This is a genomic window from Nocardia sp. NPDC056541 (assembly GCF_042794235.1).
Classification (GTDB): domain Bacteria; phylum Actinomycetota; class Actinomycetes; order Mycobacteriales; family Mycobacteriaceae; genus Nocardia.
The window spans coordinates 1-17,061 of record NZ_JBHTUD010000017.1; the positions used below are offsets into that span (position 1 = coordinate 1).

Here is a 17,061-nt window from a genome sequence, read left to right on the forward strand (position 1 = left end):
AGCCCCACGGCTTGCTCCTTCGTCGCCTACGCCCCGGCGGCTAACCGGCGACCCGGCCGCGACCGGCCACTGCGTGGCCGCCCCTCCCTAGGGGTCGGGGTTCTGGGCTGGGAGTGCGGTGATGGCGGTGTTCGTGTCTGTCGGAGGGTGTCCCTAGACTCACTCGGGTGAGTTCACCGACGACTGCGCAGGCATCGACAACGACCACTGCCCCGGAGGGTGAGCGGCCTACGCTGCTGCTCCTCGACGGGCATTCGATCGCCTATCGCGCGTTCTTCGCGCTACCGGCGGAGAACTTCAAGACTGTCACGGGTCAGACCACCAACGCGGTGTACGGATTCACCTCGATGCTGATCAATCTGCTGCGCGACGAGAAACCGAGCCATGTGGCCGCGGCGTTCGACGTGTCGCGCAAGACGTTCCGCACCGAGGCGTACCCGGAGTACAAGGCCAATCGCAGTGCCACCCCCGACGAGTTCCGTGGGCAGGTCGAACTCACCAAGGACGTGCTCGGCGCGATGGGCATCCCGGTGATGGCCATCGACGGCTACGAGGCCGACGATGTGATCGCCACTCTCACCACCCAGGCGATGGCACAGGGCTACCGGGTCCTCATCGTCACCGGCGACCGCGACGCGATCCAGCTGGTCAACGACGACGTCACCGTGCTCTACCCGAAGAAGGGCGTCTCGGATCTCACCCGCTTCACCCCGGCCGAGGTGGAGACCAAATACGGCCTCACGCCCGCGCAGTATCCCGACTACGCGGCTCTGCGCGGCGACCCGAGCGACAATCTGCCCGGCATTCCCGGCGTGGGGGAGAAGACCGCCGCCAAGTGGATCCGCGAATACGGCGACCTCGCCACCCTGGTCGACCGCGTCGATCAGGTGAAGGGCAAGGTCGGTGACTCCCTGCGGGCGAACCTGTCGAGTGTGGTGCTCAACCGCCAGCTCACCGAGATGGTGCGCGAGGTGCCGCTGCCCTACACCCCCGACCAGCTGATCAAGGCGCCGTGGGACCGCGACAAGATCCACCAGCTCTTCGACGACCTCGAGTTCCGGGTGCTGCGCGACCGGCTGTTCGACACCCTCGGTTCCCCCGAGCCGGAAGCCGAGTCGGGTTTCGAGATCAGCGGTGGTGCCCTCGATCAGGGCGCGGTCGCCGACTGGCTGGCCGAGCACGCGAAAGCCGGTGTGCGCCATGGCCTCTCGATCGTCGGGACCGGGACGCCGGTGCACGGTGACGCGCGGGCACTGGCGATCGCCGCCGCCGACGGCGAGGGCGGCTACATCGACCTGACCGTCCTCACCCCCGAAGACGAGACGGCGCTGGCCACCTGGCTGGCCGATCCCGAGGTGCCCAAGGCGCTGCACGAGGCCAAGTCCGCCGGGCACGCACTGCGCGGGCGTGGCTTCACCCTGGGCGGTCTCGCCACCGACACCGCCCTGTCGGCCTACCTGGTCCGCCCCGGTCAGCGCAGCTTCAACCTCGACGATCTGTCACTGCGCTATCTCAAGCGCGAACTGCGCGTCGAGACCGGCGACACGGGCCAGCTGTCCCTGCTCGACGACGAGGACACTGTCGCCGCCGATATCGCCCGCGAGGAGATGTTGCGTGCCCGCGCGGTCGCCGACCTGGCCGTCGCCCTGGATACCGAACTCGAAGCCATCGAATCGACCCCACTGCTCACGGAGATGGAGCTGCCGCTGCTCGGCGTGCTCGGTCAACTGGAGGAAGCGGGCATCGCGGTCGACGTCGCCCAGCTCGAGAACCTCCAGCAGCAGTTCGCCGACCGCGTCACCGAGGCCGCGAACTCCGCGTACGAGGTGATCGGCAAGCAGATCAATCTCGGCTCGCCCAAGCAGTTGCAGGTGGTGCTGTTCGACGAGCTCGACATGCCGAAGACCAAGCGCACCAAGACCGGCTACACCACCGACGCCGACGCACTGGAATCGCTGTTCGAGAAGACCGGTCACGCGTTCCTGGAACACTTGCTGGCCCACCGCGACGCGACCCGGCTCAAGGTGACCGTCGACGGCCTGCTCAAGTCGGTCTCCGACGACGGCCGCGTGCACACCACGTTCAACCAGACCATCGCCGCCACCGGCCGGCTCTCCTCGACCGAGCCGAATCTGCAGAACATCCCGATCCGCACCGACACCGGCCGCCAGATCCGCGACACCTTCGTGGTCGGCCCCGGCTTCGCCGAGCTGATGACCGCCGACTACAGCCAGATCGAGATGCGCATCATGGCGCACCTGTCCGGGGACGCGGGCCTGATCGAGGCCTTCAATTCCGGCGAGGACCTGCATACTTTCGTCGCGTCGAAGGCCTTCGACATCCCGATCGCGGAGGTGAGCTCCGAGCTGCGCCGCCGGATCAAGGCCATGTCCTACGGTCTCGCCTACGGTCTGAGCTCCTACGGCTTGAGCGCCCAGCTCAAGATCAGCACCACCGAGGCCAAAGAACAGATGGACGTGTACTTCGACCGTTTCGGCGGCATCCGCGACTACCTGTCCGACGTCGTCGACCAGGCCCGCAAGGTCGGCTACACCCAAACGCTGTTCGGTCGCAGGCGTTACCTGCCCGACCTGGATTCCAGCAACCGTCAGCGCCGTGAATCCGCCGAGCGGATGGCACTGAACGCGCCGATCCAGGGCACCGCCGCCGACATCATCAAGGTCGCGATGATCAACGTGCAGAACGCGATCCGCGACGCGGGCCTGCGCTCGCGGATGCTGCTGCAGATCCACGACGAACTGGTCTTCGAGGTCGCCGACGGCGAACGCGAGGCCCTCGAAGCCCTTGCGCGCGAACAGATGTCGGCCGCGATCGACCTCTCGGTCCCGCTCACCGTCTCCGTCGGCACCGGCCGGAGCTGGGATTCGGCCGCGCACTGAGCTGGTCCGCACAGCACGAGGGGCGCCCCCCCGGCGGGGGAGGCGCCCCTCGTGGCGTAGCGGGAACGCGAGTTACGCGTTGACCGTCACAGCGTCATCGGCGATCGAGTAGCTGATCGAGCCGTTCTCGAAGTGGCTGATCTTGCCGCCTTCGATGTCCTGCTCGTCGGAGGTCGGGTAGCCGAACCGGCCGCCCGCGCCGCCTTCGGCTTCCCATGCCTGACGGATGGCGCCGTACACGGTCTTGGCCCCGGTCGGGAGCTTGAAGTAGATGACTCCGCCGGTGAATTCCTGGAACTTGCCACCGTTGGCGGCGTCCTGCTCTGCCGAGGTCGGCTCACCCAGCGGGCTGGACGCGCCACCGGCTTCGTTGTAGTGATCGCCGATAGCCCCAGTGACTTCGAATGCCATGTCGAACAATTCCTTTCACGCAGTAACAATTGGCCTAGCGGCCGCGACGCTACCGTGCGATCGGCCGTTCTCGGCGGCGACTCGCGGGAGATTCACAATCTGGTCACATTTTATTAGCCAGCGATTCGCTCACGGTCGATCGCGGAAACCGGCGCACCGCCCGCTGCCGACGGAGTGCCCCGCTGCCTCGCGAGGAAGCGGTCGGGGCGGCGTCAGCGAAAACGCTGGACGATAGCTTCGGCGATCTTGCCGGGCTCGTGTTCGGGGATGAAGTGTCTGGCGTCGGGCAGCTCGAGGACCCGGTGGTCGGTGAACGTGTCGCGCATTCGTGGCAGGAACGCGGCGGGACGGAACGCCATATCCTTCATGCCCCAGATCAGCAGCGTCGGTGTGGCGCCGAGCCGGGCGGGCACGTCGATCGCCAGCTGTTCGAGGAAGGGGCGAGCGGCCAGGATCTGCCCGGGCATCGCGGCGATCCCGCGCCGGGCTTCGGGTGAAGGTTGCACCGCACGGTAGTGATCGGCCTCGGCCTCGCTGATCGTGTTCCGCAGCTCACCGAGCAGGAAACGCTCGACGAGAAGGTTGTCGCGCAGAATCCGCCGCTGCATCGGCGAGCTGCTCATGACCCGGCTGAACGCCTTCTGCGGCCAGGTATCCGTCGGCCACAACAGGGTGTTGCCGAGCACCAGCCCGCGCACCCGATCGGCTCGATCGGCGCCGACCGCGGCGCCGATCGGTCCGCCCCAGTCCTGGCCCATGACGACGAACTGGTCGAGCCCGAGATGGTCGACGAGCTCGCCGACCACCGCGGCATGTTCGGCGATCGTGTAGCCGTACCCGGGTGGTCGTTCGGACAGTCCGAAGCCCGGGTAGTCGACTGCTACGCACCGGAACCGGTCGCCCAGCTGACCGATGATCTTGCGGTAGAGAAAACTCCAGGTGGGGCTGCCGTGACAGAAAAGGATGGGGATCCCGGAGCCCTCGTCGATGTAGTGCACCCGGCCCGCCGACGATTCGAACCAGCGGGATTCGAAGGGGTACAGCGCCTTGTCCGGCGTGAAATCGATCAGCATCGCATCCATCCTGTCGTCCGGCGTCGAACCGACCCTACGGCCGAAAATCGTAGTGATTCAATGCCTTCGGCGGATCCGTACTGAGGCGCGTGTCACTGGCGACACCGGTGTGGCAGCATCGGCCCTATGACCGAGCCCGTCATCGCGACCCCGCTGCCCGACTGCCCCGATATCGAGCAGGCCTTCGCGATGTCGTGGCCGGTACGACTCGGCGACACCGATGGCGACGACCGGCTGCGGCTCGACGCGGTGGCGCGCTACCTGCAGGACATCGGGTTCGATCATCTCGACGCGGTGGAGGACGGCGACACCCATCAGGCGTGGATCGTGCGGCGCACGGTGATCGACGTGTACGAGCCGATCATGTTCGGCGACCGCGTCCAGCTCCGCCGCTGGGCCGACGCGCTCTCGAATCGTTGGTGCGACATGCGCATCCGGTTGCGCGGGGAGAAGGGCGGACACATCGAGGCCGCGGCGTTCCTGATCCACATCGACCCCGTCGCCGGCCGTCCCGCGCGGATGAGCGACGCGTTCATGGCGCCGATGCTGGCCGGCACCACCGAACATCGCCTGCGCTGGAAAGCCGCGCTCACCGAACTCGACGTCGCGGAGGTGGAGGAGGTGCCGTTCCCGCTGCGCGTCACCGATGTCGACCGGCTCGGCCATGTCAACAACGCGGTGTACTGGGAGGCCATGGAGGAAGCGCTCGCCGCGCACCCGGACCGTCATCGGTTGCCGTACCGCGCGATCGTCGAACACGTCGGCCCGGTGATGATGGGCGACAAAGTGGTGTTGCGGACGAGTTCGCAACCCGAGCGTCTGCGGGTCCAGGTCGACGTCGACGGTTCGGCCCGCGCCCTCGCCTCGGTGGAACCCCTGACCGGTGCAGCGTCGCGGCGCTGACCGGATTCAGCGCTCGCGGGCGACGAGCCGCGCCGACCCGCCCGCCAGATCCACCCGATCCCGCGGCGGGGCACCCTCCGAAGGGTCCTCCCGGTGCATCAGCGTGCTCCGCCGCTGTTCGAACTCGAACGCCAACAGGATCAGCAAGCACGCGAGCCCGGGAATCGTCATCGCCATGAGCAGCCCCATACCCGATACGGTACCCATCGCCGTCGCCGGGGCCGACGTTACCGATCCTGAGCTGCGGTGATGGTACTCACCGGTAGACACTCCGGGCAGTGAACCAGGTTGCGGTTTCGCGACGATCGCCCTATTCTCGACTGCGTGCCGAATCCCGCCCGCTGTGCCGCGCTGCTAGTCGCTGACCGCGACCTCGCGGTCGCTGCTGCGCAGACCGCGCAGGCAGCCTCACGGCGAATTCTTCTCGTAGTAACCCGCCGTAGCGGGGTCTGATTCGGACCAGCCCCTACGCTGCGGGCTGCTTTTCATCGTTCTGCTGGTCCCACCTGCCAACGAAGACATCTTCGGGAAGACCTCACCTGCAATGACGCTGACACTGGACCATGCCCTGTTCGCCGCTGCCCCCAAGGGCCTGCGCGCCGAGCTCACCGACCTCGACCCCGCCGCCTTCCTCGACCGGTACACCCGCGCCGACGGATCCATCGCCTTGCGCGAATGGTCTTGTTCCGGAACGGATTTCACCGCCACCCTGGAATTCGCCGACCACCTGCGCACCGTCATCGCCACCGGCAGCCCCGTTGCCGCGATGACCTCCGCGCTCTACGACGAGGGCTACCCCCTCGAGATCCTGCACTTCCATCAGCGCCCGACCGCCGACGGCACCGCCACCTTCATGCAGTGCGAGTTCAACGGCAGGCGCGGCTGGGCGGTGGCCACCGCCGCCGACAGCGCGGAATCGACCGTGCGCGCCATGATCGCCGGCGTCAACCTGCTCGCGGGCTGACACCACCCGAACACGCACAAGGGCCCGTTCACTCGAAAGGTGAACGGGCCCTGTGTGTTCTCGGCGCCGGACTATTCGGCGGGAGAGGATTCCTGCTGCTCGGCGATCTGCTTGCGCACCTCGTCCATGTCCAGATCCTTGATCTGGGTCACCAGGTCCTCGAGCGCGGCGGGCGGCAGCGCACCCGGCTGCGCGAAGACGAGTACGCCCTCGCGGAAGGCCATGATGGTCGGAATCGACTGGATGTTGGCGGCCGCGGCGAGTCCCTGCTCGGCCTCGGTGTCGACCTTGCCGTAGACGACGTCGGTGTGCTTTTCCGACGAGGTCTCGTAGGTCGGTGCGAAACTGCGGCACGGACCGCACCAGGAAGCCCAGAAATCGACGAGGACCACGTCGTTTCCGGTGATGACTTCGTCGAAGTTCTGCTGGGTCAGCGTCTGGGTGGCCATGACGTCCTCTCCTTGTCGGTGTCCTCGGCTGTAACGCCGGGGCGTCCTACTATCTTCCCCCGATCACGATTCGCTCCTGCCGCGCCTCCCCGTCCCAGCGGCGAATCCCCACGATGAGCGACCGGAAATCGGTGTCGGCCGCGACCGTCCGCACCGCGTCGCCGAGCCGTTCGGGGGGCACGCGCCGCGCCAGGGTCACGTGCGGTGTCCACGCGCCGGGAGCCATGGTCGCCGGTACGCCGGGGCAGGGTGAGACCACCTCGCTGACCCGGCGATGCAGGGCGAGCAGGTCCGCGGTGACGACGACCGCCCTGACCAGGATCGGCCGGCGCGCCCCGAAGACGAGCAGCCCGCCCAAACGGATCGGCAGCGGCTCGAACGCGAGCCGCTCGAGCGCGTGGTCGATGCGCGGCCAGATCTCGCGCGCCACCGCGACGGTGATGTGCGGCCGAGCGGTCCCGGGGTGGCGATTGCCCAGGCCTGCTTCGGCAAGAACCGCCCATTGCCTGCGGATCTCTGTCTCGCCGCCCTCGTCGAGGAGCAACTCCACCGACTGCACCATGATCTGCAGAAACTAGTCGCTGCGGCGTGTCCGCACCGCCCACTCGCTCGATCCGGTCCGGACACGCGCGAGGATGGGGGAGTGAACGGTGTGAAGGCGAACCTGCGACTCGGTGTGATCGACGGCGACGGAATCGGCCCCGAGGTGGTGGCCGCGACCCGGGCGGTGGTCGACGAAGCGATCGGCGCGGCCGGGCTCGCGCCGGTGGAGTGGGTGCCGCTGCTGATCGGGCACGAGGCGATCGCCGCCTACGGCCACCCGCTGCCGGAACAGACCCTGACCGCTCTCGAGGATCTCGACGCCTGGATTCTCGGTCCGCACGACAATGCCTCCTACCCGTCGGACATGCGCGTGGCACCGGGCGGCATCATCCGCAAACGGCTCGAGCTCTACGCGAACATCCGCCCTGCCGCCGCCTTCGCCGGCGTGCGCGCGATGGCGCCCGACATCGATCTGGTGATCGTCCGGGAGAACAGCGAGGGCTTCTACGCGGACCGCAATATGTTCGCCGGGTCGGGGGAGTTCCGTCCCACCGAGGACGTGGCGATGGCGGTCGCGGTGATCACCCGCACGGCGTGCGAGCGGATCGCCCATCAGGCCCTGCGGCTCGCGCAGGGCAGGCGCAAGCGGGTCACCGTGGTGCACAAGGCCAATGTGCTGCCGATGACGACCGGCCTGTTCCGTGACGTCTGTTACGCAGTGGCCGAGCAGTATCCGGACGTGACGGTCGACGACGAACACGTCGACGCGATGGCGGCGCACCTGGTTCGCTCATCCGCCGAGTTCGACGTGATCGTCACCGAGAACCTGTTCGGTGACATCCTCTCGGATCTGGCCGGTGAACTCAGTGGCTCACTCGGCATGGCCGCCTCGCTCAACTGCTCCGACACGCGCGCGATGGCACAGGCTGTGCACGGCGCGGCGCCCGGTCTGGCGGGGCACAATCGGGCCAATCCCGCCGCGTTGCAATTGTCGGCGGCAATGCTGTTGCGCTGGTTGGCAGTTCGTGACGACAATAGTCCGCTCCATGATGCCGCCGACCGAATTACCCGTGCGGTGGCGGCGACGCTGGCCGCCGGAATCGCGACGGCGGATCTCGGCGGTCTGGCTTCCACCAGCGAATTCACCGAGCAGGTACGGGCCCGCGTGCACCGGAGGTGAAGGGACCCCTTTCACATCGGCTGATTAATCTTCGGTTACTGTCGCACCACGCTGTGTCCGGTTCGCATACATTGCCAAACAGGCGCTGACACGTGGCCGGCGTCGACGTGAAATGTGGAGGCTCCTTTGTCTGTTCGAACTGTCCTCGGCCGTGGCGCCGTGCGGCTGCTGTGTACCGTCGCCGGCGGTGCGTTGTTGTTGACCGGCTGCGCCGAGAACACCGAGGGCGACGGCGCCTCGGTGAACAAGGTGTCGGCGGAGAAGGTCGACGCGCTCGCCGCGGCGGTCCCCGACAAGGTGAAGCAGGCAGGCAAGTTGGTCGTCGGCGTGAACGTGCCGTACCAGCCGAACGAGTACAAGGACGCGAGCGGCAAGATCGTCGGCTTCGATGTGGACCTCCTCGACGCCGTCGCGAGCACCCTCGGACTGAAGGTCGACTATGTCGAATCCTCGTTCGAGAAGATCATTCCCGCCATTCAGGCAGGGACCTACGACGTGGGTATGTCCTCGATCACCGATTCGCGCGAACGCGAACAGCAGGTCGATTTCACGACCTATTTCTCCGCGGGTATCCAGTGGGCCCAGCAAACCGGTAAAGCGATCGATCCGAACAATGCGTGCGGCAAGAAGGTCGCCGTACAGTCCACTACGGTCGAGCACACCGACGAGATTCCCGCCAAGAGCGCCAAGTGCGTCGCCGAAGGTAAGCCCGCCATCGAAATGAAGGCATTCGACGAGCAGAGCGCCGCGACCAACGCGTTGGTGCTCGGCCAGGTCGACGCGATGTCGGCCGATTCCCCGGTGACCGCGTACGCGATCAAGCAGAGCGAAGGCAAGATCGAGGCCGCGGGCCCGCTGTTCGATTCCGCGCCCTACGGCTGGGCCGTGCAGAAGACCTCCCCGCTGGCGGCGGCGCTGCAGAAGGCGCTGCAGCACCTGATCGACAACGGCAAGTACGGCGAGATCACCACCAACTGGGGTGTGCAGGACGGTCAGATCAAGACCTCGGTGATCAACGGTGCAGTGAGCTGACGTGACCGACGCGAAAGACACGGTGGAGGTGCCCGGACCGGGCACCGAACCCGAACCGATCAAGGCGGTCCCGCTGCGCAGGCCGGGCCGCTGGATCGCGGCGGCAATCATCCTGATCCTGGTGGGATTGTTCGTCTACGGCGCCGCCACGAATCCCGCCTACCGGTGGGATACCTACGGCAAGTACCTGTTCGACAGCCGGATCACCGCCGGCGCGATCGTCACCCTGGAGCTCACCGTGCTCGCGATGGCGATCGCGGTGGCCCTCGGCACGGTCCTCGCGGTGATGCGTCTGTCGCCGAACCCGGTGCTGCGCACCGCCGCGTGGATCTACCTGTGGATCTTCCGTGGCACCCCGGTGTTCGTGCAGTTGGTGTTCTGGGGCCTGGTTCCCTCGCTGTACAAGCAGATCGATCTCGGTGTGCCGTTCGGTCCGCAGTTCTTCCACTTCGATGTGCAGCACCTGCAGGCGGCGTTCCTGTTCGCGGTGATCGGCCTCGGCCTCAACGAGGCCGCGTACATGGCCGAGATCGTGCGCGCGGGTATCAACTCCGTCGGCGAGGGGCAGCGCGAGGCCTCGGTGGCGCTGGGCATGTCGTGGACGCAGACAATGCGCCGCACGGTGCTGCCGCAGGCCATGCGGGTGATCATCCCACCCACCGGCAACGAGCTGATCGGCATGCTCAAGACGACCTCGCTGGTCACCGCGATTCCGTTGAGTACCGACTTGTTCGGCCGCGCCCGTGACATCTACGGTGTGAACTTCCAGCCGATCCCGCTGCTGCTCGTCTGTGCCACCTGGTACCTGGCGATCACCAGCGTGCTCATGGTCGGCCAGTACTACTTGGAACGCTATTACTCGCGGGGCGCCACCCGGCAGCTGACGGCCAAGCAGCTTCAGGAACTGGCCACAGCGCAGGCGGCGGTGAAGGCGAAATGACAGAACCAGTTGTGGCAGTCCCGCCGATGGTCCTGGCTGACCGGGTGTGTAAGAGCTTCGGCGCGCTGCAGGTGCTCAAGGGCATCTCGCTCGAGGTCCAGCGTGGGAAGGTGCTGACCCTGGTCGGGCCGTCGGGCTCGGGCAAGTCGACCTTCCTGCGCTGTATCAATCACCTCGAGCAGGTGAACGCGGGCAGGCTCTACGTCGACGGCGATCTCGTCGGCTACCGGGAGAAGAACGGCAAGCTCTACGAGATGCACGAGCGCGATGCCGCGATCCAGCGTCGCGATATCGGCATGGTGTTCCAGCATTTCAACCTGTTCCCGCACCGCACGGCGCTGGAGAACGTGATCGAGGCGCCCATCCAGGTGCGCGGGATCCGTAAGTCCGAGGCCGTCGCCAGGGCCGAGGAGCTGCTCGAGCGGGTCGGGCTCTCGGCCAAGCGCAACGCCTACCCGGCGCAGCTGTCCGGTGGTCAGCAGCAGCGCGTCGCCATCGCGCGAGCGCTGGCGATGGATCCCAAGCTGATGCTGTTCGACGAGCCGACCTCGGCGCTGGACCCCGAGCTGGTCGGTGAGGTGCTCGCGGTGATGCGGGAGCTGGCCGATTCGGGCATGACCATGCTGGTGGTGACCCACGAGATGGGCTTCGCCCGCGAGGTCGCCGACGAGCTGGTGTTCATGGATGCCGGTGTGGTCGTGGAATCGGGCCCGCCGCGTGAGCTGCTGGCCAACCCGCAACACGAACGGACACAGGCTTTCCTGTCACGTCTGCTCTGAGATACGACACAGCGGCCCCGCGGATTCTCGCGGGGCCGCTGTGCGTTACGGGGTTTCTGGGTTCTTCAGGCGTTCCAGGGAGACCTGGGCCTGGGCGATGCGGCGGATGGCGGCCAGTGCGGTGTCGCCCAGGACGGTCAGTACGACGACCGCGTCGATGATGTCGTCGCGCCCGCCCGCGGACAGGGCGGCCGCTACGTCGGTTTCCGCGACTGCCCGCGAGCTGTCGAAATAGGTGGGCAGGGTGGTGGTGGCCCAGTCCCGGTAGCCGAGTTGCGCGAGTCGGACGATCACTCCGGTGAGCGTGTCGACGGCCTGCGGGCTGGGTTTCATGTCCCAGCCGCGTCGGTCCATCTCCGCGCGCACGGCCTCGTAGGCGCGATCCCATTCGGCGTCATGGGCGGCGGGGACGGGGGTGGACAGGCTGTCCTGCGCCACGCCGAGCACATGAAACAGCGGCATGTCGGGGGAGTCGATGGCGGCGAGCACATCGGAGACGGTGGCGACCGGTATCCCGCCCACCTCGATCAACGCGCGGATCAGGCGGAGTCGGCGCAGGTGGTCTTCGCCGTAGCTGGCCTGGTTGGGGCTGGTGCGTTCACCCGGCGGCAGCAGTCCCTCGCGCAGGTAGTACTTGATGGTCGCCACCGCGATGCCACTGCGATCACTCAACTCCGAGATTCGCACTCTTACCTCCGTGTTGTTCCTACCCCTTGCCTACGTCACCCATGGCGGATAGTCTAGCTATCCATAACGGATAGTATAGCTATCTATCTCTGGGAGATTCGAATGTCAGTCCTGACCGTCCCCTCACTGCCCCGCCCCAACGCACCCCTGCACCGTCCGCTGATGTATTTCGCCGCCGTCAATGCCGCGCTCGTCGTGGTCGGCCTGATCGGGATGCTGGTCGACGACCGGGTGATCGCCGGGTCGGCGGCCTGGTTCAAGCCGACCAAGTTCGCGATCTCGTTCGTGTTCTACGGCGTGGCGCTGGCATGGTTGATGTCGTTGCGGCCCAACCTTTCTCGGCTCGCGTCGCGAATGGCCACCGTGATCGTGGTCGCCGGGGTGATCGAACAGGCGATCATCTTCGGGCAGGTGATCCGCGGGACCCGCAGCCACTACAACATGACCACCGCCCTGGACGGCACCCTCTGGGTGATCATGGGGTCCACCATCGTCATCCTGTTCCTGGCAACCCTGGTGATCGGGATCGGCTTGATGCGCGCACGCCTCGGTGACGCCTCGATCACCTGGTCGATTCGTTGCGGCATCGCGATCACCTTGGTCGGGCTGGCGCTGGGAAATCTGATGCCCCAGCGGGAATCCGGCGTCGAGGGCATCGCGGGCGCACACACGGTCGGAGCTCCCGACGGCACGCCCGGCATGCCGCTCACGGGGTGGAGCACCACCGATGGTGACCTGCGCATTCCACACTTCTTCGGCATGCACGCGCTCCAGGCACTGCCGTTGCTCGCGGCACTGCTGGTGGTGCTGGCGCCACGGATCCTGTTGCTGCGGTCGGTGCGCGTTCGGCTCGGCCTGATCATCACCGCGTCTGCCGGGTACGCGGCGGTGCTCGCGCTGGTCACCTGGCAGGCGTTGCGGGGGCAGCCGCTGATCCACCCCGATCGGGCCACGCTGACTGCCGCGGCCGCGATCGTCACCGGAGTAGTTGTCGGAGTAATGATCTCGGTCGCGAGCGCGGCCGGTACCCGAAAGGTGGTTACTGCATGAGCACGTTGTTCGACCTGTCGTTCTGGGTCACGGTGCCGTTCTGGGCGCTGATGATCTTCGCCCCGACGTGGCGCTGGACCCGCGCGATCATCTCCGCACCGTGGATTGTGCTGGTGCCCTTGGTGGTGTGGGCGATCGTCGCGATGCCGGTGCTGGGTGCGATGTGGTCGCTGGTGACATCGCCGTCCCTGGCCGCCATCACCGAGGCCGCCGCCGACCCCGCCGTGCTCACCGCGCTGTGGGCGCAGATCATCGCGTGGGACCTGTTCCTCGGCCGCTGGATCTACCTCGACAGTCGCGAGCGCAACGTCCACCCGTTGCTGATGGGCCCACTGCTGGTCGGCACGATTCTGTTGTCGCCCATCGCCTTTCCGATCTACCTGCTGGTCCGTGCGGTCGCCCGACGCGATAGTTCGCCGGTGCCGCGGGCGAGCTCGGTCAGCGCGTAGTGCCGTCTGCCGGACTCCGAGGAGTCCGGCAGACGTGGTTCACGTGCGGCGGGTGAGCACTACCCGGCCGGCGAGGCGCTCCGGTTCGTCGGCCCGGGTGAAGTAGACCTCCATAACCGTCCGGTTCGGAGACTCCAGCTCGAGCAGCGCCGCCGCGGCATCGGTGCGTCACGGTGTGGTGCGCGTGTGCCCTCAGCTTTCGTCGAAAGTGGTCGCGCGGGAGACCTTTTCCCACGCGAGGACGTCATCGCGGACGGCATCGAGGTGGCCCAGGACCGCGTCGACAGAATCGCCGCCCAGCGGCAGCCGCAGCGGCGACTTCTCGGCGGACAGGGCGACGCGGATGGCGGCGGCGGCCTTGGCCGGGTCGCCGGGCTGGGTGCCGTCGCCGCCCTCGACCATGCGGCGGGTGGCGCCCGCGGTGTCGGCGTAAACGTCGGACTCGGGACTGAACGCCGCTGCTCCGGGGCCGAACAGTCCCGTACGGAAGGCGCCGGGTTCGACGATCAGTACTTTGATGCCGAACGGCGCCACCTCTTCGGCGAGTGCCTCCGACAACCCTTCCAGCGCGAACTTCGTGGCGCTGTACGCGGAGAACCCCGCGAAGGACAGCTGCCCGCCGACACTGCTCATCTGCACGATCGCACCGCCGCGCTGGGCGCGCATGTGGGGCAGCACCGCACGGGTGAGGGCGGCGGGGCCGAACAGGTGCAGGTCGAACAGTCCGCGCAATTCGGCCTCGGTGGTTTCCTCGACCGCGCCGACATGGGTGCGACCGGCATTGTTGACCAGCACATCGATGCGGCCGTGGCGGGCGACGACATCGGCGACGACCTCGTCGATGCGAGCGGTATCGGTGACGTCGAGCGCGATCGTCTCGAGCTGATCGGGATGCGCGGCGACCAGATCGTCGAGGGCGGCGGTGCGGCGAGCGACGGCGATCACGATATCGCCCGCGTCGACGGCGTCCTGTGCGATGGCGCGGCCGAACCCGCTGCTCGCGCCGGTGACCAGCCAGATCTTCGGAATGCTCATCAGGTTCTCCTGTGTCCGTTGATGTTTCGTGAGCAATACTTCCGCCCGGACGAGATGGAAGTCCAAGATCCTTTGTGATAACCAGGAGTTATGGATGTCCACGGACGCGACCTGCGGTACTTCGTCGCGGTGGCCGACCGCCTGAGCTTCACCGCCGCCGCGGAGGTGCTGTACATCTCGCAGCCCGCGCTCAGCAAACAGATCCGCAGACTCGAAAGTCACCTCGGTGCGGCACTGTTCGTGCGTGATTCCCGCTCGGTCACCCTCACCCCGGTCGGCGCGGCGCTGCTGCCGCACGCGCTGCGCCTCCTCGCGACCTGGGAAACCGCCGAGGCCGCGGTGGAGTCGGCGAAAGCCACCGAGGAGGCCGCGCTGGCCATCGGCATCAGCACCAGTCCCGGTCGAGGCATCCTGCCGGCCGTGCGCTCCCGATTCAGCACCGCGTTTCCACACGCGAAACCGGTGCTGCGCCTGGTCGGTTGGGACGACCCGACCGCCGGCCTGGCCGACGGCGCCAGCGACGTGGCCTTCGTCTGGCTGCCGCTGCTCGACAGCGACCGCTACCGCTGGCTGGTGGTCGCGACCGAACCGCGGCTGGTGGCCCTTCCGCAGTCGCACCACCTCGCCGCGCGCGACCGGATCGAGTTCGCCGACCTGCTCGACGAGCCTTTCCTCGCGTTGCCCCGCTCGGCGGGCCCCCTGCGCGACTATTGGCTCGCCGTCGACGAACGCGCCGGGCGACCGGCGATCATCGGCGCCGAGGTGTCGAGCACCGAAGAGACCTACGAGGCACTCGTGAACCTCGACGGCATCGTCCTGCTCGCCACCGGCAACGCCGCGCTGGTCGCCCACGACGGCGTGGTGACCAGGCCGGTCACCGGCGTGAGTCCCTGCGAACTCGCCCTGGCCTGGCGACGTGACGACAACCGTCCACTCGTCGCCGGCTATGTAGAAGCGTGCGTGCTGGCCACCGCGCGGTGACGCGGCTCTACAACGGCATCAGGCGGTGTTTGCGCGGTGCCTGCTCGATGTGTTTGTCGCCGAGCAGGCGCAGCGCTTTGCGGATTTCCAGCCGGGTAGTGGACGGTTCGATGACCGCGTCGATATAGCCGCGTTCGGCGGCGATCCACGGGGTGGCGACGGCGGCGTTGTAGAAGTCGACCATCTGCTGACGTACGGCCGGTCGGTCTGCCTCGGGGACGGCGGCCAGCTGTTTGCGCTGGGTCAGGCCCACGGCGGCTTCGGCGCCCATCACGGCGATCCGGGCCGTCGGCCACGCCAGGTTGATGTCGCCGCCGAGCTGCTTGCACCCCATCACCGCGTAGCCGCCGCCGTAGGCCTTGCGGACCACGACGGTGACGATCGGAACGGTGGCCTCGACGACCGCGTAGAAGAATCGTCCCCCGCGTTTGATGACGCCGATCTTCTCCTCCTCCACGCCCGGCAGCACGCCCGGGGTGTCGACGACGAACACCAGCGGAATGTCGAACGCGTCGCACAGGCGGATGAAGTGCGCGGCTTTGTCCGACCCGCGCGCGTCGATCGCGCCGCTGGCCACCAGCGGCTGATTGGCGACTACACCGACGCTGCGCCCGTCGACCCGGGCGAATCCGGTGATCAGATTGCGGGCGGCGCCGTCGCCGATCTCGTGGAACTCCCCGTCGTCGAAGATCCGGAGCAGGATCTCGTACATGTCGTAGCCCCGGCGATCGGAATCCGGTATCAGCGAATCGAGTTCGCGGTCGGAGTCCGTGATCTCCGGCTCCAGACCGGGATTGATCAGGGGAGCACGCTCGTAGCAGTTCGACGGCATGAAGCTCAGATACGTTCGTGCCCACTCGAAAGCGGCCTTCTCGTCCGCCGCCACGTGATGGATGTTGCCGTTGTGCGCCTGGTTGAACGCGCCACCGAGCTCGTCGAGGGTCACTTCCTCGCCGGTGGTCTCGCGGATGATCTCGGGACCGGTCACGAACATGTACGCCGACTCGGTCGCGATCAGCACATCGGTGTTGATCGGCGAATACACCGCGCCCGCAGCGCATTTGCCCAGCATCACCGACACCTGCGGCACCACCCCGGACAGCCGGGTCTGGCGCCTGCTCATCTCCGCGTACCAGGCCAGCGAGGTGACCGCGTCCTGCACCCGGGCGCCGCCGGAGTCGTTGATCGCCACGAACGGGCAGGCGATATCGGCCGCGAGATCCATCGCCATCGCGACCTTGCGCCCGAACATCTCACCCACCGATCCACCGAACACGGTCTGGTCGTGGGCGATCACCACCACCGGGCGCCCATCGATCCTGCCGTGCCCGGTGACCACACCGTCACCGTAGAGTCCGTCGGCCGCGCCTGGTTGTTTCACCAGCGCCCCGATTTCGGTGAAACTGCCCTGGTCGAGAAGTATTTCGATGCGTTCGCGTGGACCGGGGATTCCTTTCGCCGCACGCTTGGCTATCCCCGCATCCCCCGCGGGTTCCCGCGCCGCCCTCAGATTGTCCCGCAGCTCTTGCAGTTTCGCAGCAGTAGTCGACTCCACCACGCACGCCCTTCCTCGTCCTGGTCGAGCTCTCCTTCATCGGTTAGCCAAAGCGTAGCGCTGACGTCCGCACCGACATCAGCGGCACGGCGAACCGATCCTTGACGAATCACGCGTCGTACCGTGGGTG

18 protein-coding genes are annotated in these 17,061 nt (G+C 67.2%); 10 read left to right on the forward strand and 8 right to left on the reverse strand.

The genetic code is table 11. The features are described from left to right. Positions 1–167 precede the first annotated feature (167 nt). Complete coding sequence (gene polA / locus ACFQ9R_RS26530; RefSeq protein ID WP_378994052.1) at positions 168–2,900, forward strand: DNA polymerase I; 2,733 nt, start codon at positions 168–170, stop codon at positions 2,898–2,900. Between the two features lie 72 nt (positions 2,901–2,972). Here the strand turns inward: polA and ACFQ9R_RS26535 are convergent, their stop codons facing one another. Further along, positions 2,973–3,311, reverse strand: coding sequence for an LGFP repeat-containing protein (locus ACFQ9R_RS26535; protein WP_378994054.1), 339 nt, complete (start codon positions 3,309–3,311; stop codon positions 2,973–2,975). Between the two features lie 212 nt (positions 3,312–3,523). Beyond that, complete coding sequence (locus tag ACFQ9R_RS26540) at positions 3,524–4,384, reverse strand: haloalkane dehalogenase (RefSeq protein ID WP_378994056.1); 861 nt, start codon at positions 4,382–4,384, stop codon at positions 3,524–3,526. A 126-nt stretch (positions 4,385–4,510) separates the two neighbouring features. Between ACFQ9R_RS26540 and ACFQ9R_RS26545 the strand changes: the two genes are divergently transcribed. Next, positions 4,511–5,287, forward strand: coding sequence for an acyl-[acyl-carrier-protein] thioesterase (locus ACFQ9R_RS26545; RefSeq protein ID WP_378994058.1), 777 nt, complete (start codon positions 4,511–4,513; stop codon positions 5,285–5,287). A 6-nt stretch (positions 5,288–5,293) separates the two neighbouring features. Here the strand turns inward: ACFQ9R_RS26545 and ACFQ9R_RS26550 are convergent, their stop codons facing one another. Then, positions 5,294–5,476 (reverse strand): DUF6191 domain-containing protein, encoded by a 183-nt coding sequence (locus tag ACFQ9R_RS26550; RefSeq protein WP_378994060.1) that lies wholly within the window; start codon positions 5,474–5,476, stop codon positions 5,294–5,296. A 355-nt stretch (positions 5,477–5,831) separates the two neighbouring features. Between ACFQ9R_RS26550 and ACFQ9R_RS26555 the strand changes: the two genes are divergently transcribed. Continuing rightward, the gene (locus tag ACFQ9R_RS26555) at positions 5,832–6,251 is read left to right on the forward strand and encodes a 2-keto-3-deoxygluconate kinase (protein WP_378661134.1); all 420 of its coding nucleotides are present in this window, start codon (positions 5,832–5,834) and stop codon (positions 6,249–6,251) included. Positions 6,252–6,322: 71 nt separating this feature from the next. Here ACFQ9R_RS26555 and trxA read toward each other — a convergent pair whose 3' ends face one another. Then, a complete protein-coding gene (trxA, locus tag ACFQ9R_RS26560) occupies positions 6,323–6,700 on the reverse strand; it encodes a thioredoxin (protein ID WP_056824580.1) in 378 nt (125 codons plus the stop codon). A gap of 49 nt (positions 6,701–6,749) precedes the next feature. Beyond that, positions 6,750–7,262 (reverse strand): 2'-5' RNA ligase family protein, encoded by a 513-nt coding sequence (locus tag ACFQ9R_RS26565; protein WP_378994062.1) that lies wholly within the window; start codon positions 7,260–7,262, stop codon positions 6,750–6,752. 81 nt (positions 7,263–7,343) lie between these two features. Between ACFQ9R_RS26565 and ACFQ9R_RS26570 the strand changes: the two genes are divergently transcribed. The 4 genes from ACFQ9R_RS26570 to ACFQ9R_RS26585 all read left to right on the forward strand — a co-directional run bounded on the left by ACFQ9R_RS26570 (position 7,344) and on the right by ACFQ9R_RS26585 (position 11,174). Then, positions 7,344–8,423: an isocitrate/isopropylmalate dehydrogenase family protein gene (locus tag ACFQ9R_RS26570; RefSeq protein ID WP_378994064.1), complete on the forward strand. Its 1,080-nt coding sequence runs from the start codon at positions 7,344–7,346 to the stop codon at positions 8,421–8,423. A 126-nt stretch (positions 8,424–8,549) separates the two neighbouring features. Further along, entirely contained in the window at positions 8,550–9,455 is a 906-nt protein-coding gene (locus ACFQ9R_RS26575; RefSeq protein ID WP_378637131.1) for an ABC transporter substrate-binding protein, read from the forward strand. A 1-nt stretch (position 9,456) separates the two neighbouring features. Further along, positions 9,457–10,395, forward strand: a complete 939-nt coding sequence (locus ACFQ9R_RS26580) for an ABC transporter permease subunit (protein WP_378994066.1) — start codon at positions 9,457–9,459, stop codon at positions 10,393–10,395. Between the two features lie 26 nt (positions 10,396–10,421). Beyond that, positions 10,422–11,174, forward strand: a complete 753-nt coding sequence (locus tag ACFQ9R_RS26585; RefSeq protein WP_378994290.1) for an amino acid ABC transporter ATP-binding protein — start codon at positions 10,422–10,424, stop codon at positions 11,172–11,174. A gap of 45 nt (positions 11,175–11,219) precedes the next feature. Here ACFQ9R_RS26585 and ACFQ9R_RS26590 read toward each other — a convergent pair whose 3' ends face one another. Continuing rightward, a complete protein-coding gene (locus ACFQ9R_RS26590) occupies positions 11,220–11,846 on the reverse strand; it encodes a MerR family transcriptional regulator (RefSeq protein WP_378994068.1) in 627 nt (208 codons plus the stop codon). Between the two features lie 117 nt (positions 11,847–11,963). On the opposite strand from ACFQ9R_RS26590, the gene ACFQ9R_RS26595 reads away from it, so the two are divergent. Beyond that, complete coding sequence (locus ACFQ9R_RS26595) at positions 11,964–12,911, forward strand: hypothetical protein (RefSeq protein WP_378994070.1); 948 nt, start codon at positions 11,964–11,966, stop codon at positions 12,909–12,911. After that, positions 12,908–13,360, forward strand: coding sequence for an ABA4-like family protein (locus ACFQ9R_RS26600; RefSeq protein ID WP_378994072.1), 453 nt, complete (start codon positions 12,908–12,910; stop codon positions 13,358–13,360). Before ACFQ9R_RS26595 ends, ACFQ9R_RS26600 begins: the two co-directional genes overlap by 4 nt. 192 nt (positions 13,361–13,552) lie before the next feature. Here ACFQ9R_RS26600 and ACFQ9R_RS26605 read toward each other — a convergent pair whose 3' ends face one another. Beyond that, complete coding sequence (locus ACFQ9R_RS26605) at positions 13,553–14,395, reverse strand: oxidoreductase (protein WP_378994074.1); 843 nt, start codon at positions 14,393–14,395, stop codon at positions 13,553–13,555. 90 nt (positions 14,396–14,485) lie between these two features. On the opposite strand from ACFQ9R_RS26605, the gene ACFQ9R_RS26610 reads away from it, so the two are divergent. Next, positions 14,486–15,376 (forward strand): LysR substrate-binding domain-containing protein, encoded by an 891-nt coding sequence (locus ACFQ9R_RS26610; protein ID WP_378994076.1) that lies wholly within the window; start codon positions 14,486–14,488, stop codon positions 15,374–15,376. Positions 15,377–15,383: 7 nt separating this feature from the next. Here ACFQ9R_RS26610 and ACFQ9R_RS26615 read toward each other — a convergent pair whose 3' ends face one another. Then, complete coding sequence (locus ACFQ9R_RS26615) at positions 15,384–16,931, reverse strand: acyl-CoA carboxylase subunit beta (RefSeq protein ID WP_378994292.1); 1,548 nt, start codon at positions 16,929–16,931, stop codon at positions 15,384–15,386. Positions 16,932–17,061 lie beyond the last annotated feature (130 nt).